24 protein-coding genes are annotated in these 23128 nt (G+C 64.5%); 9 read left to right on the forward strand and 15 right to left on the reverse strand.

Annotated features, from left to right (window positions below; all coding sequences use genetic code 11):
- The coding region (locus CH251_RS15870; RefSeq protein ID WP_256979102.1) for a carboxymuconolactone decarboxylase family protein at positions 1-515 on the reverse strand (515 nt) is incomplete at its 3' end.
- Between the two features lie 91 nt (positions 516-606).
- Here CH251_RS15870 and CH251_RS15875 point away from each other — a divergent pair.
- Positions 607-1533, forward strand: a complete 927-nt coding sequence (locus CH251_RS15875; RefSeq protein WP_094613981.1) for an iron-siderophore ABC transporter substrate-binding protein — start codon at positions 607-609, stop codon at positions 1531-1533.
- Positions 1534-1539: 6 nt separating this feature from the next.
- Here CH251_RS15875 and CH251_RS15880 read toward each other — a convergent pair whose 3' ends face one another.
- The 6 genes from CH251_RS15880 to urtA form a co-directional block, all read right to left on the reverse strand.
- Positions 1540-2208, reverse strand: coding sequence for a GntR family transcriptional regulator (locus CH251_RS15880; protein ID WP_094613982.1), 669 nt, complete (start codon positions 2206-2208; stop codon positions 1540-1542).
- An 11-nt stretch (positions 2209-2219) separates the two neighbouring features.
- Positions 2220-2912 (reverse strand): urea ABC transporter ATP-binding subunit UrtE, encoded by a 693-nt coding sequence (gene urtE / locus CH251_RS15885; protein WP_094613983.1) that lies wholly within the window; start codon positions 2910-2912, stop codon positions 2220-2222.
- The gene (gene urtD / locus CH251_RS15890; RefSeq protein WP_094613984.1) at positions 2905-3735 is read right to left on the reverse strand and encodes an urea ABC transporter ATP-binding protein UrtD; all 831 of its coding nucleotides are present in this window, start codon (positions 3733-3735) and stop codon (positions 2905-2907) included. The genes urtE and urtD overlap by 8 nt, the downstream gene beginning before the upstream one ends.
- Entirely contained in the window at positions 3732-4823 is a 1092-nt protein-coding gene (urtC, locus tag CH251_RS15895; protein ID WP_094613985.1) for an urea ABC transporter permease subunit UrtC, read from the reverse strand. Before urtC ends, urtD begins: the two co-directional genes overlap by 4 nt.
- On the reverse strand, positions 4820-5704 hold the full coding sequence (gene urtB / locus CH251_RS15900; protein WP_094613986.1) for an urea ABC transporter permease subunit UrtB: 885 nt from the start codon (positions 5702-5704) through the stop codon (positions 4820-4822). The genes urtC and urtB overlap by 4 nt, the downstream gene beginning before the upstream one ends.
- Positions 5705-5776: 72 nt before the next feature.
- Entirely contained in the window at positions 5777-7057 is a 1281-nt protein-coding gene (urtA, locus tag CH251_RS15905; protein WP_094613987.1) for an urea ABC transporter substrate-binding protein, read from the reverse strand.
- Positions 7058-7238: 181 nt separating this feature from the next.
- On the opposite strand from urtA, the gene CH251_RS15910 reads away from it, so the two are divergent.
- The 3 genes from CH251_RS15910 (at position 7239) to CH251_RS15920 (ending at position 8616) form a co-directional block, all read left to right on the forward strand.
- Positions 7239-7442 carry a helix-turn-helix transcriptional regulator gene (locus CH251_RS15910; RefSeq protein ID WP_094613988.1) on the forward strand — a complete coding sequence of 68 codons (204 nt, stop codon included), beginning with the start codon at positions 7239-7241 and terminating at the stop codon, positions 7440-7442.
- Positions 7439-7957 (forward strand): hypothetical protein, encoded by a 519-nt coding sequence (locus tag CH251_RS15915; RefSeq protein ID WP_094613989.1) that lies wholly within the window; start codon positions 7439-7441, stop codon positions 7955-7957. The genes CH251_RS15910 and CH251_RS15915 overlap by 4 nt, the downstream gene beginning before the upstream one ends.
- A 332-nt stretch (positions 7958-8289) precedes the next feature.
- Positions 8290-8616 (forward strand): hypothetical protein, encoded by a 327-nt coding sequence (locus CH251_RS15920; RefSeq protein ID WP_143537798.1) that lies wholly within the window; start codon positions 8290-8292, stop codon positions 8614-8616.
- Positions 8617-8625: 9 nt separating this feature from the next.
- Here the strand turns inward: CH251_RS15920 and CH251_RS15925 are convergent, their stop codons facing one another.
- Positions 8626-9672: an agmatine/peptidylarginine deiminase gene (locus tag CH251_RS15925; RefSeq protein ID WP_256979104.1), complete on the reverse strand. Its 1047-nt coding sequence runs from the start codon at positions 9670-9672 to the stop codon at positions 8626-8628.
- A complete protein-coding gene (locus CH251_RS15930; RefSeq protein WP_094613991.1) occupies positions 9669-10655 on the reverse strand; it encodes a nitrilase-related carbon-nitrogen hydrolase in 987 nt (328 codons plus the stop codon). Before CH251_RS15930 ends, CH251_RS15925 begins: the two co-directional genes overlap by 4 nt.
- Before the next feature lie 82 nt (positions 10656-10737).
- Between CH251_RS15930 and CH251_RS15935 the strand changes: the two genes are divergently transcribed.
- The 3 genes from CH251_RS15935 to CH251_RS15945 all read left to right on the forward strand — a co-directional run bounded on the left by CH251_RS15935 (position 10738) and on the right by CH251_RS15945 (position 13456).
- Positions 10738-11355: a TetR/AcrR family transcriptional regulator C-terminal domain-containing protein gene (locus tag CH251_RS15935; protein WP_256979105.1), complete on the forward strand. Its 618-nt coding sequence runs from the start codon at positions 10738-10740 to the stop codon at positions 11353-11355.
- 64 nt (positions 11356-11419) lie between these two features.
- Positions 11420-12631, forward strand: coding sequence for an MFS transporter (locus CH251_RS15940; protein WP_094613992.1), 1212 nt, complete (start codon positions 11420-11422; stop codon positions 12629-12631).
- An 18-nt stretch (positions 12632-12649) separates the two neighbouring features.
- Positions 12650-13456, forward strand: a complete 807-nt coding sequence (locus CH251_RS15945; RefSeq protein WP_179273310.1) for a MerR family transcriptional regulator — start codon at positions 12650-12652, stop codon at positions 13454-13456.
- On the opposite strand, the gene CH251_RS15950 is transcribed toward CH251_RS15945, so the two are convergent.
- The 5 genes from CH251_RS15950 to CH251_RS15970 form a co-directional block, all read right to left on the reverse strand.
- On the reverse strand, positions 13436-14953 hold the full coding sequence (locus CH251_RS15950) for an APC family permease (protein ID WP_094613994.1): 1518 nt from the start codon (positions 14951-14953) through the stop codon (positions 13436-13438). The two genes, CH251_RS15945 and CH251_RS15950, sit on opposite strands and share 21 nt — an antisense overlap.
- Positions 14946-15800, reverse strand: coding sequence for a universal stress protein (locus CH251_RS15955; protein ID WP_094613995.1), 855 nt, complete (start codon positions 15798-15800; stop codon positions 14946-14948). Before CH251_RS15955 ends, CH251_RS15950 begins: the two co-directional genes overlap by 8 nt.
- Before the next feature lie 28 nt (positions 15801-15828).
- Complete coding sequence (locus CH251_RS15960; RefSeq protein ID WP_094613996.1) at positions 15829-17766, reverse strand: primary-amine oxidase; 1938 nt, start codon at positions 17764-17766, stop codon at positions 15829-15831.
- Positions 17763-19202, reverse strand: a complete 1440-nt coding sequence (locus tag CH251_RS15965) for a gamma-aminobutyraldehyde dehydrogenase (protein ID WP_094613997.1) — start codon at positions 19200-19202, stop codon at positions 17763-17765. Before CH251_RS15965 ends, CH251_RS15960 begins: the two co-directional genes overlap by 4 nt.
- Positions 19203-19299: 97 nt before the next feature.
- On the reverse strand, positions 19300-19962 hold the full coding sequence (locus tag CH251_RS15970; protein ID WP_094613998.1) for a TetR family transcriptional regulator: 663 nt from the start codon (positions 19960-19962) through the stop codon (positions 19300-19302).
- A gap of 71 nt (positions 19963-20033) precedes the next feature.
- On the opposite strand from CH251_RS15970, the gene mqo reads away from it, so the two are divergent.
- Both mqo and CH251_RS15980 read left to right on the forward strand, forming a co-directional pair.
- Positions 20034-21356: a malate dehydrogenase (quinone) gene (gene mqo / locus CH251_RS15975; RefSeq protein WP_218828309.1), complete on the forward strand. Its 1323-nt coding sequence runs from the start codon at positions 20034-20036 to the stop codon at positions 21354-21356.
- A 9-nt stretch (positions 21357-21365) separates the two neighbouring features.
- Positions 21366-22361, forward strand: coding sequence for an MBL fold metallo-hydrolase (locus CH251_RS15980; protein WP_256979107.1), 996 nt, complete (start codon positions 21366-21368; stop codon positions 22359-22361).
- Here the strand turns inward: CH251_RS15980 and CH251_RS15985 are convergent.
- Positions 22358-23125, reverse strand: a complete 768-nt coding sequence (locus CH251_RS15985; protein ID WP_094613999.1) for an LLM class flavin-dependent oxidoreductase — start codon at positions 23123-23125, stop codon at positions 22358-22360. The two genes, CH251_RS15980 and CH251_RS15985, sit on opposite strands and share 4 nt — an antisense overlap.
- Between the last annotated feature and the right edge of the window lie 3 nt (positions 23126-23128).

Here is a 23128-nt window from a genome sequence, read left to right on the forward strand (position 1 = left end):
GGCTCATCGAATTCGTCCTGCTGGTCACCCAATACGACGGGCTGGCAACCACTCTCGCAACCCTGCGCGTCGAACTGGGTGGCGAGTTGGTTCCAGGTCGCGTCGGAGAGGATCTTGGTGGCGATGAGTTCGTCGACCGCGGTCAGAATGGTCCGATACCGCGTCGACAGTCCCGGTGCGTCGGGTCCGGTCTTGATGAGCTCGAGCAGATCCCGGTCGATGCCCGCCCGCTTGCCCAGCCGGATGTGATGGTCCATCTCGTACGCGGAATCGCGCAGGTGCGCCACACGCAGGATCACCATCTCGCTCTCCTTGCGCGAGATGCGTCCGCCGGGCATCAGATGGCCGCTGTAGAACAACCATGCTCGGTAGAGACCGCCGGTGCGCCCGAGGGTGGTGAACAGGTGAGGATTGGGCACCCCCGCACCCTTGGCGATCACCTTGCAGATGACCCAGTTGATGGGTCCCAGAGTTCTGGCGGTGCCGGACGGAATTCGTGGTGTGGTCACAGCCACACCGTACCGACTGCCCGGCCGGGCGTCACCGGGGGACAGAAGGGTAGGCTACCCTCTTTATGATTCTGCACAACTTCCCCTCGGAGGACCCTTGACGAAGTCCCATGCCCGCATCACGGCCCTCGCTCTCACCATCGCCGCCCTCGGTGTGGCTGCGACGGCGTGTTCGTCCACCGAGGCCGCCTCCGACACCGACGGCAGCGCGACGCGGTCGGTCGAGACCGTCCGGGGCACGGTCGACGTTCCCGAGACCCCGCTGCGCATCGTCACCCTCGAACCGGTCGAACTCGACACCACCGTCGCCCTGGGCCTCGTACCCGTCGGCACCGCAGTGCTCAGCGAGGCGAGCGGTGTGCCGTCGTACCTCGGTACCGAAGCCGCGAACATCGCGACCGTCGGCACTGTTGCCGAACCGACGATCGAAGACATCGCGGCCCTGCAACCGGATCTGATCCTGGGCACTGAGACTCGGCACGCCGAGTACTACGACCAACTCACCGCCATCGCGCCGACGGTGTTCATGGCCTCCCAATCCGATCCGTGGCGCGACAACGTCCGGTTCGTCGGACGAACACTCGGCAGGGAGGACGCTGCGGAGGAACTACTCACCGCCTACGACGATCGGTGTGCCGAGATCGCCGAGAAGCACGACACCGCTGGGAAGACGGCACAATTGATTCGCCCCCGCGCAGGCGAACTGACCCTCTACGGGCCGACGTCGTTCGCCGGGAGCACCCTCGAGTGCGCAGGCTTCACCACCCCGCCGAGGCCGGAATGGGCCGACGAGATCTCGGTCGACCTCTCGCCCGAGCTGGCGGCTCAGGCGGCCGCGGATCTGATCGTCGTCACCGCCTCGGACCCGTCGGACCCCGCTGCGATTCCGGAGTCGGTCACCGCCAACGCGGGCGTGCTGCCGAATCCGCATGCGGTGGATCAGTCCTACTGGATCACCGGCGTCGGACCCATGGGCGGACAGACCGTGCTCGACGACATCGATCGGATTCTTTCGGAGAAATAGTCCGAGTCACATTCGGACCGCGCCCGCCAATGCCGCCGCTTGCTCGGCCCGCGCGACCACCAAATCGCGTGAGGAATCGATGTGTGCCAGTAGCAGTTCCAGTGCCGAGTCCAAGGTCCCGGCGAGAACGCGCTCGACGATGTCGATGTGTTGATCGATCGCCGAGACGACGGCTGCGGCGTCGAGTCCGCCGAGTATCCGAACAGGACGCACCTTGGCGTTCACGGTGCACAGGGCCTCGGTCAGAGCCGGGTTGCCCGAGGCAGCCAACAGGGTGACGTGGAAGTTCTCGTCCAGGGACACCAGATCGTCGGTGGTCCCGGGAGGGTCGGCCCGCAAACCGATCCAGGTGTCCAACAGGTTCGACAACGACGACCGATCGACCGGGTGCGACATCGACCGAGTGATGCCGCGTGCTTCGAGAGTGGAGCGCAGCTCGTACAGGTCGGGCAGGTCGCCGATCCGGGGGCGATAGGCGTGCAGCCCGGCTTCGTCGCGGGTGACGAGGCCGTCGGCCTGCAACCGCGCCAGTGCCTCGCGCACCGGAGTGCGCGAGACACCGTACAGCTCGGCGAGACGCTCCTCGCCGAGCCGTTCGGTGGAGCTGATGGCACCGGAGATCAGATCCCGGCGCAGTGACGAATAGACCTTCTCGCGAAGGTCCTTGCGCGGCACGATGTGTCCGGTCAGATCGCCATGGCTGCGCGGACGTCCGCCTCGGACTCGGTTCCGCCCACGCCGGTGGACGTGATGCGGCCGGCCTCGAGGATGTAGTAGTTCTGCGCCGACTCGAGAGCGAAGCCGATGTGCTGCTCCACCAACAACACTCCCAGTCCTCCGCGTCGAGTGAGTTCGATGACGGTGCGTTCGATCTCGGCGACGACCGACGGCTGGATGCCCTCGGTCGGTTCGTCCAGGATCAACATCCGCGGTTCGGTGATCAGTGCCCGTGCGATCGCGAGCTGTTGGCGCTGACCACCCGAGAGCAATCCCGCTCTGCGACCGAGCAATTCCTTCAACGCCGGAAACAGATCGAGTGCCTCGTCGACGAGTGCTTTGCCGCGCTTGCGACCGTCGGCGACGACCTGCAGATTCTCGGCCGTGGTCAACTGGCCGAACGACTGCTGACCTTGCGGCACATACGCGAGACCGCGGGCAACGCGGGCGCTGGGACGCAGCGCGCTCACGTCCTCGCCGTCGAACATCACTTTGCCCGAATTGACCTTCAGCAAACCGACCGCTGCCCGCAGCAGAGTGGTCTTGCCCGCACCGTTGTGTCCCATCACCGCCGCGACCCCGTCGGCCGGAACCGTCAGCGACGCACCGTGAATCACTTCGCTGCGTCCGTAACCGGTACGCACATCGACCAGTTCAAGCATGACCGGCTCCCTCTTCTGCAATCTGGTCGAGTTCCTCGCCCGCCGCCGCGGTACCGAGATAGACCTCTTGGACCTTCGGATCTGCCTGCACCTCGGCGACTGTGCCCTCGGCCAGGACCCGACCGGCGGCCAACACCGTCACCGAGGTGGCGAACATACGCATGAAGTCCATGTCGTGCTCGACCACCACCACCGTCCGCTCACCGCCGATGCGCTGCAGCAGCTGCCCGGTTTCCTCGCGCTCCTCGTGACTCATGCCTGCGACCGGCTCGTCGAGCAGAAGCACGTCGGCGTTCTGCACCAACAGCATTCCGATCTCGAGCCACTGCTTCTGACCGTGCGCGAGAATTCCCGCGGGCTTGTCGCGCTCGGCCGTCAGGCCGATGGTCTCGAGAGCCTCCTCGATCTGGGGGAGTACCGATCCTCGACGACGCAACATCGTCAGCACGGACCGACCGGAACCGGCGGCGATATCCAGGTTCTGCAGGACCGTCAAATTCTCGAAGATGCTGGCGGTCTGGAAGGTTCGGCCGATGCCGAGGCGGGCGATCTGATGCACCTTCTTGCCGAGCAGTTCCACGCCGGACTTGGTGACCGAGCCGGTGGCCGGGACGAGGCCGGTGATGGCGTCGATCAGCGTGGTCTTACCGGCACCGTTGGGTCCGATGAGGAAGCGCAGATCGCCCTGCATCAGCGTCAGGTCGACGTTGGTGTTGGCCTTGAAACCGTCGAAACTGACTGTCAGATCTCGTACTTCGAGATACTGACTCGACATGCCGGCGTTGCCGCCGAACGTGGGTTGCGGACCTTCGACATGAATCATCGCGTCAGTTCCTTCTCTGGCTCTTCGCTCGGCTCGGGGACCGGTTCGGATTCCTTCTTTCGTTTGCGCAGCGCGAACAGTCCCGCGATACCCGCGGGGAAGAACCCGACGACCACCACGAACAGCAGGCCCTGTGCGTACGTCCAGCCCGACGGGAACTGCTCGGACAGCGTGGTCTGAGCCCAGGCGACGCCGAGCGCGCCGAGGACCGGGCCGAGCAGGGTGGTGCGACCGCCGATCGCGACACCGATGAGGAACGCGATGGACGGGACGATGCCGACGTCGTTGGGGGAGATGATGCCGACGATCGGAACGAACAGTGCGCCTGCGAGACCCGCGAAGAACGCCGCGGCCACGTAGGCCACGATCTTGACGTTGGCGGGGTCGTATCCGAGGAACCGAACGCGCTCCTCCTGATCCCGCACCGCCACCAGCAGTTCGCCGTAGCGCGAGTACATCAGCTGGCGGGTGATGGCGACGACCACGAGCAGTACGCCTGCGGCGATGAAGAACAGCATCTGCTTGTTCGCGGGGTCGTTGAGGTTGAACCCGAAGAACGTGCGGAACCTGTTGAGGCCGTTCGATCCACCGGTGGTCTGCTGGCCGATCAGCAGGATCGCGAACGCAGCGGCCAGTGCCTGGCTGAGGATCGCGAAGTACGCGCCCTTGACCCGACGCTTGAAGACGCCGAGGCCGAGCACCAGTGCCACCAGAGCCGGCACGAACAGGATGCCCAGGACGGTGGTGATCGGCGAGGTGAACGGCACCCAGTACGAGGGCAATTCACGGATACCGGCGATCGACATGAAGTCCGGTACGTCGTCGCCGCGTAGATCGGCGTCGGAGATCTTCAGATGCATGGCCATGATGTAGGCGCCGATACCGAAGAAGACACCCTGACCGAGGGTGAGCATTCCGCCACGCCCCCAGGCCAACCCGATACCGACCGCCACGATGGCGTAGCAGATGAACTTGCCCAGCAGGTTCAGCCGGAAGTCGCTGAGGACGGCAGGAGCGACGGCGAACAGCAGGATCGCGGCGAGCGCGAATCCCAGTAGGGCACCGCGCTTGGCGATGAACTCGCTCATACCAGGCTCCTTGTCTTGACGGCGAACAAGCCTTGCGGGCGGGCCTGCAGGAAGATCACGATGAGCACGAACACGATGACCTTGGCGATCGAGGCCGTGGTGCTGTACTCGATGAACGAGTTGAGAATCCCGAGAGCGAAGGCCGCGATGACCGCACCCTTGATCTGGCCGAGTCCGCCGACAACGACCACCAGGAAGGCGTCGATCAGATAGCTCTGTCCCACAGTGGAACTGGTGGAACCGATCAGGGTGAGCGCGACGCCCGCGACACCGGCCAGACCGGAGCCGAGGAAGAACGTCGAGATGTCCGTCCGACGGCTCGAGATACCCGAGGTCTCCGCGAGATCGCGGTTCTGGACCACCGCGCGGATGCGTCGACCCATTGCGGTCTTCTTCAGTGCCACCGACAAGGCGACGACGGCGACGATCGCGAGCACGAGGATGAAGATTCTGGTCTTGGGAACCACGGCACCGAGGATGTCGACGCCGCCGCTGAGCCATCCCGGGGAGACGACGTTGACCGCCGGAGCGCCGAAGATGTCGCGAGCGAGCTGCTGCAGGATGAGCCCGACACCGAACGTGACGAGCAGGGTGTCGAGTGGTCGGTGGTACATGCGCTGAATCAGCGTGACCTCCAACAACACTCCCATTGCGCCGCCGACGAGGAAACCGACGATCAGAGAGATGAACAGTGATGCGCCGCCGGTGGAGACGATCTGCTGCACCACGTAGGCCGTGTACGAACCGGCCATGATGAACTCGCCGTGCGCCATGTTGATGACGCCCATCTGACCGAACGTCAGTGAGAGCCCGAGGGCGGCGAGGAGAAGAATGGATCCGATCGACAGGCCGGTGAACAACTGTCCGATCACGACGTCCATAGGGGAGCTCCTTCGGAGCAGGTGAGTGGAACTTCGTAGCAGGCTACGAAGTTCCACTCACATGGGTGGTGGTCAGTTGAGGTCGGCGGCCCAGTCGTAGGTCTCCAGGAACGGGTCGGGTGCGATCGCTTCGGGGGACTCCCACACCGTGTAGATCAGTCCGTCGGCACGGATCTCACCGATGCGGGCGGTCTTGGAGATGTGGTGGTTGTCCCCGTCGATGACGACCTCGCCCTCGGGAGCGGCGAAGCTGACGCCGTCGGCCGCGGCCTGAATATCGGCCACGGCAAAGGAATCGGCCTTCTCGACGGTGTTCTTCCACAGGTAGACCGAGGTGTACGCGGCTTCCATGGGGTCCGAGGTCGGCTTGTCGGCACCGTACTTCGCCTTGTAGTCGGCGACGAACTTGTTGTTCTCCGGGGTGTCGACGGTCTGGTAGTAGTTCCAGGCGGTCAGCTGGCCCTCGATGTTGGCCGCACCGATGCCTGCGACTTCCTCCTCGGCGATGGAGACCGAAATGACCGGCATGTCAGCAGCTTTGAGTCCGGCGTTGGTGTATTCGCGGAAGAACGCGACATTCGAATCACCGTTGAGGGTGTTGAACACCGCGTCCGCGTCGGCAGAGCGAACCTTGTTGACGATGGTGGAGAAGTCCGTCGAGCCGAGCGGGGTGTAGTCCTCGCCCTTGATCTCGATGCCGTTCGCGGCCGCGTAGGCCTTGATCTCGCGGTTGGCGGTCTGCGGGAAGACGTAGTCGCTACCGACGAGGTACAGCGACGTCACGCCCTGTTCCTTGAGATAGTCCAGGGCCGGGATGATCTGCTGGTTGGTGGTGGCACCGGTGTAGAAGATGTTGTCCGACGCCTCGAGTCCCTCGTACTGGACGGGGTAGTAGAGGAGAGCGTCGTTGTCCTCGAACACGGGCAGCATGGCCTTGCGGCTCGACGAGGTCCAGCCGCCGAATACTGCTGCGACACAGTCGCTGCTGATCAGCTTCTCGGCTTTCTCGGCGAACACGGTCGGCTCCGAGGCGCCGTCCTCGGCGACGACCTCGATCTGCTTGCCGTTGACTCCGCCCGCTGCGTTGATCTGCTCGACGGCCAGTGCGATCGAATCGCGAACCGTCACTTCGCTGATCGCCATGGTGCCGGACAGAGAGTTGAGCGAGCCGACCTTGATGGTGTCACCGGAGGTGTCGACACACGAGGTGGCAGAACCGCCGCCGCCGTCGGCGGAGGTGGTGGTGTCGCTCGCCTTGCTTCCGCATGCGGTGGCGACCAGGCTCAATGCAGCCAACGCTGCGGGAACGACCATGACGCGCTTGACGGACATGCGCTTCGAGACAGCAGGCATCTACGGCCCTTTCGGAAGTTTTGTATACGGAGATGTATTCGCGATTGCGAACAGTAAAGGGCGAGTATTGCGTTGGTATTTTCTGCGGTGACGAGTCTGTTTCCCGCGTTACGCGGACGTAAATGCGCCAAAATGACAAGCAAGCTTGACAAAAAATGACAAGCAGAGTTGACTTTGGCGTATGTCCGGAACGAACAACGTTCGCGCACATCGCAAACTGGCACGGATCACCCAGGCCGAACTCGGCAGCATCTGCGGGGTGAGCCGTCAGAGCATCGTCTCCGTCGAAGGCGGCGACTATGCGCCGAGCGTCTACCTGGCGCTGCGATTGGCCCGCGCACTCGATACGACGGTGGAGACACTGTTCGGAGAGGAAGAATCATGAGCGCATTCGTCAGAGCAGCCCGATTCGTCGGCGACCTCGACGACGAGTTCTACGCCGACGAACTTCAACGCGACGCCTGGAACGAAGCCTCGGCAGTCGGATTCCAGTCGCTGCTGTGGATCGGACTCGTCTCGGCGGCAATCCTGCCCTATGCGGCGGGTGTCACCGGGGCGTGGGTGGCGCTGGGGATATTTCTGGCAATCTTCGCAAGTGCCTATGTCGTGATCGGGTACGCCCGGGCCCGGGGGGTCGACGCACATACGATTCAGGAGTGGCGACGCCCTAGGTTTGCGGTGTTCCTCGTTCTGTATCTCGCGGGTGCGGGCGGAACATTGGTTCGATTGGTTGCCACGTATCTCGAGGGCAGCACCTCGATGTGGGTCGCAATGGCTGTTGCGGCACCGGTGGGAGCTGCTGCCGCTGTGGTGGGGGTTCAGAAGAAGAAGCGGAAGCAACAAGACGCCGAGCGCGCCGCCGAAAAGGCCGAGCTACAGGGCTTCGAGGAAACGGACTGATTCTCGCGTCCCGAATCATCTGCGCGGAGTTTTACAGGGTGCAAAGATACGTAAAGATATCGGTTCGAACAGTCCGCTCGCAGATCCGCGGCACGAGAGGTATGTTCTGACCGATGACATCGAGATTCCCTGGATGTTTGCGGCTGTGGGTGGGCTGGTCGGAGGCGGGTTCGTAACGCGGACGGTTTCGCCCCCGATGTAAAGAGAGGCTCGGGGCGAGGCCGATGACGACGTGTGAAACCAATCCGTCTTCGACCGCGCCACGAACCACCATTGAGACCACGTTGGACGTTCACCTCAGGGTGGAGCACGCAAACAGGGAAGTCGAGGCCGTGCGCAGAGACAAGAGTTACCTCAGACTCGTCGGGTCGAGCACGCCGCAGCCCACCATCGAGGCTCTCGGCGGGCCGAAGGCCATCACCGTTCACGTCGAGAACGTCCTGCCGGGGCAGATGTGCGAAGTTCTTCACAACGGGATGCTGTCGTTGAGTCAGCGCGTGATCGTGGACGAGAACGCCACCAGCATCACCATCACCACGTTCAACCTCAAGCAGGGTGAATACAACGTCTCACTGCGTCTCGACGGACGACTGGACTGCGTGACCGAAGCGCACGCCGTCACCGTCGGTGAGCAGCTCGAGGTTCGTCGCAGCTCGTAAGGCCGGCGGTCAGCCGAGACGCTTCGCCGAAGGCTGGTGCTGGGTGATGCAGTGGATCCCGCCGCCTCGCTCGAACAGCGGCCTCGCGTCCACGGTCACCACGTCCCGGCCCGGATACGCCTCGCGCAGGATCGCTGCCGCTTCGGCGTCGGACGGATCGTCGTAACTGCAGGCGATCACGCCGCCGTTGACGACCAGATGATTGATGTAGCTGTAGTCGACGAAGCCGTCGGCATCACGCAGTGTCCGCGGAGCCGGCACCTCGACGATGTTCCAGTCCTCGCCCGATCCGTCGTGGGTGGCACGCAGAGCGTCGACGATCAGTGAACTGACCTCGTGGTCGGGGTGAGCCTGATCGTGTTGCCGATGCACCAGCACCGTTCCCGGCACCGGAATGGCCGCGACGATGTCGACGTGTCCGCGGGTACCGAAACGCATGGAATCGCGCGTCAGTCCGCGCGGCAGCCAGATGACGTGCCGCGCCCCGATGGTTCGTTCCAGTTCCGCTTCGATGTCGGCTTTCGACAGCCCGGGGTTGCGGCCCGGATCGAGTTGCACGGTCTCGGTCACCAAGACCGTGCCTGCGCCGTCGACCGCGATGCCGCCGCCCTCGTTGACTACGGTCGACGTGATGCGCGGTACTGCAGCCTGATCGGCGACGAACTCGCCGATACGGCTGTCCTTGTCCCACTGCGCCCAGTCCTGTGCACCCCAGCCGTTGAAGACCCAGTCGACGGCGGCGACCGAACCGTCCTGTGCGTGAACGAATGTCGGACCGATATCGCGCATCCAGGCGTCGTTCAAGGGCGCTTCGACGATGTCGATGTCGCGCGAGAGGTATGTCGATGCGACGGCGCGTTCGGCCGGATCGACGACGACGGTCACCGGCTCGAACGCGGCAACGGCGTGCGCGACGGCAGCCCACGTGGAGCGGGCCTCGTGCTTGGCTTTCGGATCGTCGCCGAGTGAGTAGCCCTCGCAGGGAAACGCCATCCACACCTTGTCCTGCGGAGCGGTCTCGGACGGCATCGTGAATGTCGTTGCTGTGGTGTTCATTTGATCACCGGCGTCGCGGCGTGTCCGTCACCGTACGGTGCGTCGGCGTTCACCGGCTGGGTGAGGCGGCCGTACGTGTCGGGTCTTCGTGTGAGTAGGAAGGGGAAGAGCTCCAACCATTCTCGACGCTGATCGAGGTCGAGATCCGCGACGAGGACGGCCGATTCGTCGCGGGGTGCCTGAACCAGGATGCGGCCGTAGGGATCGGAGATGAACGACGAACCGTAGAAGGTGATCTCGCCTTCGTTGCCGCAGCGGTTGGGTACCACCATGAACAGGCCGTTCGAGATGCCGTGGCCGACGATGACGTGTTGCCACAGCGGTTGGGTGTCGAAGGCCGGAAACGAGGGCTCGGACCCGATGGCCGTCGGATATGCGAGAATCTCTGCGCCGCCGAGCGCGTAACTGCGCGCGACCTCGGGGAACCACTCGTCCCAGCAGGTGGGCAGGCCCACTCTGGCGCCGCCGAGTTCCGCCGGGGAGTACACGGGATACGGGTCCTCGGCGGGGCCGGCCCGGAAGTAGGTGTCCTCGTAGTACCCGGCCGAAATGGGGATGTGCAGCTTTCTGGTTCTCGCCAGCAGTTCTCCCGTCGGGGAGACCATGATGGCGCTGTTGAAGCCCAATCCGTCTGCGGCTTCTGACTTCTCGTACAGCGAGGTGTGGACCACGATGCCGTTCGCGGCTGCGGCCTCGGCGGCGAGAGTGAACGTTGGCCCGGTCAGCAGATCCTCGGCTTCGCCGCCGGGGTTGGCTCCGGCACGGGTGTCGGCGGGGTAGCGCAGCAGGGTGATCTCGGGCAGGAAGACGACCTTCGCCCCGAGGTTCGCGGCGGCGGAGATGGCCTCGAGCAATTCGGCTTTCAACGCCGAGTCATCGGGGTTCCAGCAATGCTGTACCAACCCGACGCGGAGCGGTGCCCGATCGGTCGGGGTGGTTCGGGTCAGGGCCTCGGGGGCAGAGAGATTGGTGAGTGTCAGCATGCTGATCTCCTGTTAAAACGAATGTGATTCGTTAAGTATCGTGGATGTCTGCCTCGAACGCAACAGATACGGGAGAAATGCTGTGGGACGACCGTCGGCACCCCTTCTCGACCTCGATCGCATCACGACGGCGGCCCTGACTCTCGTCGAGGAGTCCGGTGGATTCACCATGCCTCAGCTCGCCAAGAAGCTGAAGGTCAGTCCGTCCTCGCTCTACAACCACGTGTCCGGACGTGACGAGATCATCGAGTTGCTGCGGGGACGGGCGATGTCCGAGGTGGCGATGCCGGAGGTCGGTGCGCCGTGGCGTGAGGCGCTCGCCTGGATCGCGCGCGGCTACCGAAACAGCTACGGACGCTACCCGCGGCTGATTCCGCTGCTGACGGCTCAGGCCGTGAACAGCAGTGCTGCGTTCGGGATGTACAACACGCTGGCGCGGGTGCTGACAGACGCCGGCTTCGTGCCGGCCGACGTGCTCCGCATCATCACCGTGCTCGACAGTTACGTGCTGGGTTCGGCGTTGGATCTGGCGGCTCCCGAGGCACCGTGGCTCAGCAGCCGCGATGTGGAACCGGAACTGAGGGCTGCACTGGACACCGCGGGAGATCTGCGCGAGCGATCCGAGGATGCCTTCGAATACGGACTCCGAGCGCTGCTGGCAGGATTCGATCCCACGACTCCGGACATGCTCGACGGTTAGGTCATCGACAACAACCGCAGGATCACCTTGACCTTGACGCAGCGTCAATGCCGATCATCGAAGCATGAGCCGAATCCGTCTTGCTGTCCCGCTGTACATCGGTGGCGCGTCGTTGTCGCTTTTCGGCAACTCGGCCATCACGATCGTCTTGCCCTGGTTGGTGCTGGCCACGACCGGAAGCCTGTCGTCGGCAGGTCTGATCGCAGCGGCAGCCGGCATCGCCGCGGTGCCGGCAACATTCGCCGGTGGTCGGCTGATCGACCGATTCGGGGCACGCAACGTGGCCGTCGTCTCCGATCTCGGCAGCGCGACTGCGGTACTCGGCCTGATCGTGGTGAGCACGACGGTGGGGTTGTCGGTGCCGTGGTTCGTAGTGTTGGGAGTCGCAGGCGCAGTCTTCGATGTACCGGGTATGACGGCTCGACAAGCGATGCTCGCCGACGTCGCGTCGATCTCGGGATCGTCGGTCACCACGGTGGCCGGGTTCTTTCAGACCGGATTCTCACTGGCCTTCCTGGCGGGACCGGCTCTGGCGGGCCTGCTGTTGAGCGTGCTGGATCCGATCGACGTCGTTGCCGTCACCGCCGCTTCGTCGGCGGCCGCTGCTGTGCTGACCGCGTTGGTTCCGGTCATGGGGCAGGCATTTCCGACTGCGACGACGGGGTCAGGGAGTGCCCTGGACCTGATCCGTGCGACGCCCGCACTGCGGGCGATGCTGATTTTCGCGTTCCTCGCCAGCCTGGTCACCCCGCCGATGATCAGCCTGCTGCTGCCCGGCCACTTCAACGAGATCGGTGAACCCGGGCAGCTGGGCCTGGCCATGTCGGCATTCGCAGTCGGTGCCCTGGCAGGGGCGGCACTGTTCGCTTTGTTGGCCGCCCGATCGCGACGGGCCACCTTCGTGACGGGAATGGCAGCGATGACGGCAGGCATCTGGCTGTTCGCGCAGCTGCAGGGTTTCTGGATCGTCGCGGCCGGGATGCTCGTGATGGGTCTCGGGTCCGGGCTGTTCGGTCCGATCTGGAATGTCTACGTGGCCGAACGCGTCCCCGCAGACGTTCGGGGGCGCGTCCTCGGCTGGCTGAACATGGGCGGGCTGGTGGCCGGGCCGATGGGGCTGGGACTGATGTCGGTGGTGCTCGTCGGCGGTGATCTCGCTCTCGGGGCCGTCGTGATGGGAGTCGGATGGACCGCCGTCGCCGCCTACGCCGTGCTGAGTCCGGGTGCGCGTGAGCTGACCGAACCGGTGTCGGAACCTGCCGGGGTCGACGGTTGATCGGCAAGAATGGTCGCGATGCTGCGCATCGGTGAGCTGGCTGCCTACGTGGGAGTGACGACCCGAACCGTGCGGTTCTACCACCAGCAGGGGCTGTTGGACGAGCCGCAACGCGACACGTCCGGTTACCGCCTCTACGACGGGGAGGCCGTCCTGCGGCTCTCACGGGTCGTTGCTCTTGCCTCGGCCGGTGTGCCGCTGGCGCGCGTCCACGAGCTACTCGATGCCTCGCAGGAATCCCTCGACCTGGCCTTGGTCGAGATCGACGCAGACCTGAGCACCAGGATCGAACGTCTGGAGAAGGATCGCGACAGACTCCGGCTGCTGCGGGCCGGCGACGCGCTGGTCCTTCCCGATCTGATCGTCGGCCTGATCGAGCACCTGCGCGAAGCGGGGATCGACTCCGACGTTGTCGATCACTATCGCGATGCCTGGGTGCTGACGTATGCCGTCTACCGGCCCAGGCTCGATCCCTGGCTGGAGGAATTCGGTGCCGTCATGCTCCGGGACCCGGGCTATCTGGCACTCATGGTGCGCTCCTTTCGGGCAGCCGAGCTCGAACCCGAGGACCCACGGATCCAGGAGCTCGCGGACGACACGGTCGAATGGATGGTGACCGCCTGGGACGGTGATGCCCTCGAGTGGTCGTTCGAGCGCGGTCTCGACGACCCCCGAGCCAACGCACTGCTCGAGGCTCAGTGGGCCGACCGCCCCGCCTGGGTGCGCGTCAGCGAGCTGATCCTGCAGGGCCTCCAGAAGCGCGGCGTCGAGCCCCCCGGGCGCCGACGAAGTCCAGTGGGATCGTCAGTCCTCGACGATCAGTGACGGAGTATCGCGGCGGAGAATGTTGCCCTTGAAGAACTCCGGCTTGCGCAATGCCACCACCGCCATGACGACCATGCCGAGAACGATGATGCCCACGCCGATGAGGAACACCATGCCGATCCCGAACAGTGATGAGCCGCTGCCGAATTCGGGGTCCCAGGCATCGACCGAGGTCTGCACGAACACCACGGCCATCCCGACACCACCGAGTAGCGGGGCGAGGAATTTGAAGAAGAAATTGCGGGTGCTGGCGAACAGCTCCTCGCGGAAGTACCAGACACAGGCGAATGCCGTGATGCCGTAGTAGAAGCAGATCATCAGTCCCAGAGCGGCAATGGTGTCGGTGAGAACGTTGTCGCTCACCACCCGCATCACGGCGTAGAAGCCGGCGGACGCCCCGCCTGCCACGAGCGTCGCGAAGCCCGGAGTGCTGAATCTCGGTGTGATGGAGGCGAACCGCTTCGGTAGGGCCTGGTAGTGACCCATCGCGAGCAAAGTGCGCGCCGGTGAGATGAACGTGGCCTGAAGCGAACTGGCTGAGCTGCTCAACACGGCCAGGGACAGCAGGATCGCAAAGGGACCCATCACCGGCCCGGCGAGGGCTGCGAACACATTGTCGGTGGTGTCGGGATTCTGCAGTCCGTTTCCGGTGTCGCCGGTACCGGCGAAGAGCAGGGTGGCCACCGCGGTGAGCAAGTACAGCACGATGATGAAGAACACCGTGACCAGCGCTGCGCGGCCGGGAATCTTTGCGCTGCCCGAGGTTTCCTCGTTGACCGTCAGGCAGACGTCCCAACCCCAGTACATGAAGATCGACAGCGACAGGCCTGCGGTGAATGCGGAGAAGCTCGGGATGCCGAACGGGTCGAACCAGTCCAGGCTGAACGAGATGTCCTGGGCCCCGTCGCCTGCCCCCACCTTGACGAATGCGGCGATGATGAACCACGCCATCACCAGCAACTGGAACCCGAGCATCGTGTACTGGACCCGCTTGGTCTCCTGCATGCCGCGATAGCAGAGCCACGCCGCCAACGCCATGAACACCAGGCACGTGACGATGTTGACGAGCTTGTTGCCGGTCAGGTCGGCCAAGGAGTCGTTGCTGGTGACCTGGGCGAGAAAGAGATAGAAGAAATCGACGGCCACTCCGGCCAGGTTCGAGAGCACGATGATGGTGGCCGCGATCAGACCCCAGCCACCCATCCAGCCGACGTACGGGCCGAAGGCCTTGGAGGCCCACGTAAAGGACGTGCCGCTGTCGGGTTCGGCCGCGTTGAGCTCTCGATAGCCCAACGCCACCAACAACATCGGGATGAAGCCGACGATGAAGATCGCGGGCAGGTGCACCCCGACCTCGGTGACCGTGGGCCCGAGCGACGCGGTGAGTGCGTACGCGGGTGCGATGGTCGAGATGCCCAGGACCACACTGGCGAGCAATCCGAGCTGGCCGGCGGACAGGCCCTTGGACTCGACGTCGACTACCTTGTGCTCATTCATCGCCGGCCTCCCTCGGAACAACGATCATCGGAACGGGAACGACCCGAAGCATCTTGGCGGCAACCGATCCCAAGAACAGGCGGTGAGGCTGGGCGAGTCGAGACGACCCCACCATCAACACGTCGCCGTCGTGCCAGTCGAGCGAAGAGGCGGCCTTCTCGATGCCGGAGCCCTCCGCCACCTTCAGCTGCACCTCCGATCCCGCGGGCAGTTCCGCTTGCACGGTGCGCAGTACTTCCTCGGCCTTGGCGAGACCGCTCTGTCCCCATGTCGATTGCTCTTCGGCGGACACGAGGGAGAGCAGGCGCAGCGGCAACTCGGCGGTGGCGGAGAGGTCGGTGGCTGCCTCGACGAGTTCTGCTGCCCCCGGCCGATTTCCGATGGCGCAGGTGATCTCCCGAATACGCTGCGGCGGAGAATGCCGATACCCCCGCGGAGCCAGCGCGAGCGGCACATGCGCCACGTGCAGCAGATCACTGGTGACGGTACCGATCGAATGGCGTCCGAGCAGACCGTCACCGGCCGCCCCGACGACGATCATGTACGCATCGAACTCTCGGACGACGTCGAGCAGGCCCTGCGCGAAGGACTCGTCGAACAGCAGGTGTGCACGTGCCTGTACGTCCTCGGGTACGAGGGTGAGTGCCTCGTCGAGCCAGCCGGTGGCCCGATCGATCAGGATGTCGTCGTATCCGGCCTCGACCGGCGCTTTGGACGGCACCGGACGCTCCTGCGGCAGCACCAGGCAGATGTCCAGCGAGGCCTGCAGCGAACGCGCGAGCGTTGCGCCCAGGGCGATTCCGTCCGCTCCACTCGGTGTTGCCTGGTACCCCACGATCAGACGCATGGGCGGACCTTCCCTGAGTTCGGGCGAGCTAATGACAGGTGCTACCGGGATCGGTATGGCACGATTTCGGTTCCGACGCCACGACGTCGAGCGAGGGATTGCGATCGAAGAACCCGAACGGCTTGAGCCAGAACGAGACCGTGTCCGCGGGCATCACCGGCCAGTCCTCCGGGCGAGTGATGTGGTGGATCCCGAAGGTGTACCAGACGACGACATCGGTGTTCTCGATGCTGCGATCCTTTTGGGTCCACTCCGGCAGGCCGTGATCGATACCGCTCTGGTTGACGAATTCACCACTGGGCCAACGCTCGTCGGGCGAGTTGGGGGTGACCCACACGGTGTGGCCGATCACCTGGGCGCGCTGGAAGATCGGCGACGCCGGATCGAACATCGACGGAATCGCCGCGCCCGGAACCAACTTGTAAGCGGGACGGGTGCCGAGACCGTTGGTGACGTTGTCGTTGACGACCTTCCATGCCTTCTGGGTGTTCCAGTCGTAATCCTGCTTGCCCTCGGACTCGGTGGTCAGGGGAGTGTTGACCTGAGTGAGTGCGAGGCCGTACGGATTGTCCGGGCCCATCGGAACTCGTTGCGTCTCACTGGCGTACACGGTGTTCTCGGTGCCGTCGATGTCCAGATCGAGCCGGGCGACCAGGAAGTGCTGGTGATAGGGCGCGTAGGTCCGATTGTCGACCAGCGTGCCCGACGGGTGCGCGCCACCCTCGTCGAAGTGGGTGACGACCATGATGCCGGTCGCACGGACCTCGCACTCGATGTTGCCGTCCTGATAGAACCGCCAGTAGACGAGGTACTCGTAGTTCGCCACGGTGGCATGGAAGCTGACGGTGAGTCGACGCATGCGGCGCACCTCGGCTCCGGCGTCGTGATCGACGTGCTTCCACAGCACGGCGTTGTCTTCTTCGTGAATGCAGATCGCGTTGGTGATCGTGTACGGCTCACCCTTGCTGTTGTGCAGCACCGCGTCGAGGTACCGGATCTCGCCGAGGCAATCGCAGCCCAGCTCGAGCGAGGTGGTCATGAAGCCCAGGCCCCACTCGCCGATGTCGAACGCGGTGCGCCGATAGTGATCCTCGGTGTGATCGCGATAGGGAACGACCATCTCCGCGAACGACATTCGGTTCGCGACCGACCGCACGTTGCCGTTGTCGTTGTAGTTGACGGCATGCAGCGTCATGCCCTCGCGATAGTTGAACCCCACGCGCAGCGACCAGTTCTGCCAGGTCAACTTGTTGCCGTCGAGCTCGAACGAGGGCCCGTCGGTCTGAGTGATCTCGAGGGGCTTCAACGGTGGACGTGTGCTCGCGTTCCTGATTCGCTCCGGGATATGGCGAGGCACGTACTCGCCCATGATCTCCGGCCGCTCGACGCGATACGTGTCCTCGATCTCGAGCAGTTCCATCGTGTTCACGTCGATGACGCAGTGGAAGCCGCCCACCGGTCCGGCGTAGGGATTGGCACCCTCCGCAGCTTTGACCCACGTGTCGGACCAGCCGAGGCGTCGACCCTTGTACTTCTCGGGCGTCACCGCCTCGCCGTAGGTCCAGGTGTCCATGAACACCAGATCCAGATCGGTGATACCGCGATCGGCAAGGGCGGCAATCACATCGGGGTGGGCACGCAGGGCTGCGTCGGCCTCCTCCCACTCGTCGACGGTGAAGTTGGGCTGCACGTCCGGAATGTGCGTCCACGATTCGGTGGTGCGATCGTCGAGCGATACCACGGCCTTGAAGGTGGTGTTCTCGTTGCGGTTCAACACCACCGAGACTGCCCGACGCGCAGGCACGGTTCCGTCCGCGTCGAACGCGGCGATCTCGGACTTGGCGGGTTCGATCATTTCGATCGAGGCGTAGCGCCAGCCATCGCCGACGCCGTGATCGCGGCCGAGAACCTCGGCCACGGCGGCGAATTCGTCGCTGGACAGGGGATCGAGGGGGTGAAAGGTCATCGAAGAGTCTCCGTCGAGCTCATGACGTGCTTGATGCGGGTGTAGTCCTCTACCCCGTAGGCCGAGAGATCCTTGCCGTAGCCGGAGTATTTGAATCCTCCGTGCGGCATCTCGGCCACCAGTGGGATGTGGCAGTTGACCCAGACGGCTCCGAAGTCCAGAGCTGCCGAGATACGCAGTGTACGTGCATGATCGGAGGTCCACACGCTCGATGCGAGACCGAAGTCGACGTCGTTGGCAAGCGCGATCGCCTCCGCCTCGTCGGTGAACTTCTGCACCGTGAGCACCGGGCCGAAGGTCTCCTCCTGAACGATCGGATCGGATTGCTGCACGCCGGTGATGATGGTCGGCTCGAAGAAGAAACCCTTGTCCCCGATGCGCTTGCCGCCGGTGACGATGGTGGCATGCGCGCCGATGCCGTCGACCTTGGCGCTCACCTGCCCGAAGTGGTTGACGTTGTTCAGTGGCCCGAGGAAGGTGTCGGGGTCGTCTGGAAGGCCGACTTTCAGCGTCTTCGCCTTGGCGACAAGGGCATCGACGAGGGTGTCGTGCACCGACTCGTGTACCAGGACGCGGGTGACGGCGGTGCAGTCTTGACCGGCGTTGAAGAACGCGGCCTCGGCGATACCGTCGGCGGCCTTGCTGATGTCGACGTCGTCGAACACGATTGCCGGTGCCTTGCCGCCGAGTTCGAGGTGCGCCCGCTTGAGTTGCTTGGCGGCGGCCACGGCGACAGCGATGCCGGCGCGCACCGAACCGGTGATCGATACGAGGCCGGGAGTCTTGTGCTCCACGATGGCAGCTCCGGTGCCGCCGTTACCGAGAACGACGTTGAGCACGCCGTCGGGGACGATGCCCTTCGAGAGCTTCGCGAGCACCAGCGTGCTCTCGGGAGTGGTGTCACTCGGCTTGAGCACGATGGTGTTTCCGGCGGCCAGCGCAGGACCGATCTTCCAGATCGCCATCATGAACGGGTAATTCCACGGGGTCACCTGCCCGACGACACCGATCGGTTCCCGTCGAACGTAGGAGGTGAAGCCGTCCATGTACTCGCCCGCGGATTTGCCCTCGAGCATCCGCGCCGCGCCTGCGAAGAATCGGATCTGATCGGCACCGACGGTGACTTCCTCGGCGGCAATGGTGGCCTTGGGCTGACCGGTGTTGCGGCTCTGCGCCTCGACGATCTCGTCGCTGTGCGCCTCGATGGCGTCGGCGAGCATCAGCAGTACCTTCTGCCGCTCACTCGGAGTCGTTTTGCCCCAGGTCTCGAAAGCTTTGGTGGCAGCCGACATTGCGGCATCGACGTCGGCCGCGTCGGAGATGGGGGAGTGGGCGACGATCGACTCGTCCACCGGACTCACCACATCGAGCATCTCGGTGCCCGAGGGCGTCACGAACGCCCCGTCGATGTAGTTCTGCAGGACAGGCACCGTCATCACTGAACCCCTAGCGTCGACTGTTTCGGTTCTGCAAAGCCTGCACCTATGGACGAGACTTCGCCACCCGACAAGATGTCCAACCCGCGCCGGCGGCTCAGGACGAAATGTCGTTCTCTCGGGCGAGGGCACGGACGCCCGCGATGAAGGTGTCGAGACCGAGCTTCTCGAACGCCGCCCGAGCCGTGGCATCGCCCAGATGTGGGGCGGCTGCCAGGATGTTCGGGAACTCCTGGGGATCGAGGGATTCCATCGTCGACGCCACCTCCTGCTCGACGTGTGCCCGACGCTCCGGTTCGACCTCGACGCCGGTGAACAGTGGCTCCGTGACGAGTGAAATGGCGACCCTGACACCCTGGCGGGCGAGCTGGGTGGCGTCGGGAGGGGAGAAACCGGCCTCACGTAAGAGCTTCAAGCTCAGTTCCATCGCAGCTCTGCTGTTGGGAGAGAACAGCATTCGCGGCACCACGATGGTCGCGGCTCCCGGGTGTGCGCGCAGGGCGCGCATGAAGTCCTCGTGCACGGTGCGCAGTTGATCCCACCATGCAGCGGTGGGATCCACGGTGATCTCGAGGTCCTCGCAGACGCGGTCACCCATGGCGTCGAGGAGCTCGTCCTTGTTCTTCACGTGCCAGTAGATCGCCATGGGCGATACGCCCAGTTCGGTGGCGATCTTGCGGATGGTGAGCGAGTCCAGTCCGCGACGGTATGCGACGTCCAGCGCGGCGTCGACGACGGCAGTCCTGGTCAGGCGTGGCATCGGCAGAACTATACAGGCGTACGAGTCGGTGCTAGCGTAACTCGTACTTAGTACGAGAAAGGGGTCGAAAGGTGGACGACGTCATCCTCGTCGGCGGCGGAATCATGAGTGCAACGCTCGGGACACTGCTGCAGCGACTGGAACCGAGCTGGTCGATTCGGGTGCTCGAGCGATTGCCTCGCGTGGCCGCGGAGGCATCGGACGGATGGAACAACGCTGGAACAGGGCACGCGGGTCTGTGCGAGACCAACTACACGACCCTGCGATCCGACGGGTCCGTCGACATCGATCGAGCCGTGAGGATCGCCGAGCAGTTCGCGATCACCCGTCGCTTCTGGTCGACGCTGCCTCAGGTGGACTTCGTGCGCCCCGTGCCGCACATGACGCTCGTACGAGGTGCCGACAACGTCGAATTTCTTCGCGCACGGCATCGTGCGCTGCGTGCGCATCCGCTGTTCGAGGCCATGGAGTACACCGAAGACCCTGCGGTGCTTCGGCAATGGGCACCGCTCGTGGCAGAGGGCAGGACGGGGCAGTGGGCGGCGACCCGAGATGCGACGGGTACCGACGTCGACTTCGGCGCAGCGACGCGGCAGCTGTTCGACGCCATGTCGGACGCAGGCGCGAGCGTCGAGACGGGCCGTGAAGTGCGCGGGTTGAGTCAGGATCGAGATGGATCCTGGCGACTCGACGTGCGCGGCGGTCGGCCGGTGGAACGAGCTCGTTTCGTGTTCGTCGGAGCCGGCGGCTGGGCGCTGAAGTTGCTGCGCCGAGCCGCAATTGCCGAGGCGCGCGGCTACGGACTGTTGCCGATCAGCGGACAGTTCCTGCGCTGTGATCGGCCCGAGCTGGTCGATCGGCACGACGCCAAGGTGTACGGGACTCCGCCCATCGGAGCTCCGCCGATGTCGGTGCCGCACCTGGATACTCGCGTCGTCGACGGCCGACGATCCATCCTGTTCGGACCGTACGCCGGGGCGAACCCGAAGTTTCTGAAACACGGATCCGTGATGGACCTTCCGCGATCGCTCGGAAGAGACAACATCGGTTCGCTGCTGTCGATGGCCCGCCGCAACACCCCGTTGATCGGGTTGTTGCTCTCCGAGTTGACCGCGACGCGGAGCAAGAAGATCGCTGCGCTGCGTGAGTTTCTGCCGCACGCCGAATCGGAGGACTGGTCGATCACCAACGCCGGTCAACGCGCCCAGATCGTGAAGAACGGTGCACTGCAGTTCGGCACCGAAGTGGTTGCCTCGCAGGACGGTACGATCGCCGCCGTGCTCGGCGCGTCGCCCGGTGCCTCGACTGCCGTGCCCATCATGATCGAGCTGTTGAATCGGTGCTTCCCGGAACGACAGTGGGACTCCCACCTGAACGAGCTCTTCACCGGCTAGCCTGTGGCGGTGGGAGACGCAGAGGTGGGGTACCGACAGATCGCCGACGACACCTGGGCATTCATGCGGCCGCCCGGCAGTTGGGGCCAGACCAACACCGGACTGATCGTGGCACCGGGTTCGGCGTCGATGCTGATCGACACCGTGTGGGATGTGAACTGGGCGCAGCGAGTTGTCGCCGACACCGCCGAACTGGTGGCCGATGCGCCGATCACCGAAGTGCTCAACACCCACTCCGACGGTGATCACTGGTGGGGAAACGACACCGTCCCCGCGTCCGCTCGCATCACCACCAGTACCGCGTCACTGCACGCCATGAAAGAGGAAACGCCACCGAAAGGGGTGGACGCGTTCGCATCTCTCGGCGCGAAGATCGGCTGGGTGCCGGGACCGGTCGGTGCGATGGGCTCCTACATGAACCGAGTCCGCGGCGACGCCACCTTCCCGACGAGTCTGCCGAGACTGCCCGACCACACCTTCGAGACCACCGAGACCATCGACGTCTCGGGGCGGCCGGTCCACCTCCGCTATCTCGGCCCGGCGCACACCGAAGGAGACCTCATCGCCCATCTGCCGGACGTCGGAGTCGTGTTCGCCGGCGACCTGCTGTTCATCGACGCCACTCCGGTGCTCTGGCACGGACCTCTGCAGAACTGGATCGATGCCCTCGACCACCTCCTCGAACTCGATGCCGCCGTCTACGTTCCCGGGCATGGACCCCTGTGCGGCACCGACGAGATCCGGGCACTCCGCAACTACTGGACCTGGGTGTCCGAGGCCGGACGCAGCTGCTTCGACGCTGGACTCGGGCCCACCGAGGCCGCCCTGAATCTGCTGAAATCAGGCGAATTTCAGCAGTACGCGCACTGGGATTCACCGGAACGGCTCATCCTGAGTATGAGCACGCTCGACCGCCTGTGGCGAGGTGAGAAGCCTGCTCCACCCACACTGACGCGTCGAGCACGGGCGTTCGCGGACGCGGGACGGTTTCTGCGAGAGCGCTAGGCGAACCGCTGCGTCAACGACGCGGCATGCGTGAACAGGCTGGACAGATCCGTCTCGGCCGCAGGGGGTTCGAGTACGACGGTGGTGGCACCGGCATCGATCCAGCGTTGCAGGTTGCTCAGCGCGGCATCGGAATCGGTCGCGGCGGCAATGTAGACGACGATCTCGTGGTCCGGCCCACCATCGATGTGCTCGATGGCCGTTCGCACCTGATCCGGTGACGTCTCGCTCGTGAGGATGGTTCCCACACCGGTGCGTCCGCTCAGGGCCAGAGTCTTCGGCCCCGTCGCACCGACGAGCAGCGGCGGCGGTTGCAGCGGAGGCCAATTCAGCTGCACGTTGTCGAGTGAGACGTACCGCCCCTGCACGGTGACGCTCTCGCCCGCCAACAGTGCGGTGAGCGCTGACATCTGTTCGCTCAGCAACGTCAGAGGCGACTGCACTCGCGCCCCGATCTGACCCATCCACGACTGAACACCGTGTCCGAGCCCCACGCGCAGCCGCCCCGGATGGACTCGGGCCACGGTGGCGATCTCCATCGCTGTGGCTGCCACGTTCCGCATCGGAGTGGGTAGTACCCCGATGCCGACGTTCACCCGTTCGGTGCACGCGAGAACCAGTGCAGCAGTGGATATTCCACCGGAGTAGAAGCAGTCCTCCCACAACCACACCTCGTCGACGCCTGCGCGGTCGGCCTCACGTGCCGCCTCGACGAGATCTTCCGGCGCAAGTTCGGGTCGGAGTACAACGCCGATACGAGTCATTCC

Origin of the sequence: Rhodococcus sp. 06-462-5 (genome assembly GCF_002258315.1) — a bacterium.
Classification (GTDB): Bacteria; Actinomycetota; Actinomycetes; order Mycobacteriales; family Mycobacteriaceae; genus Rhodococcoides.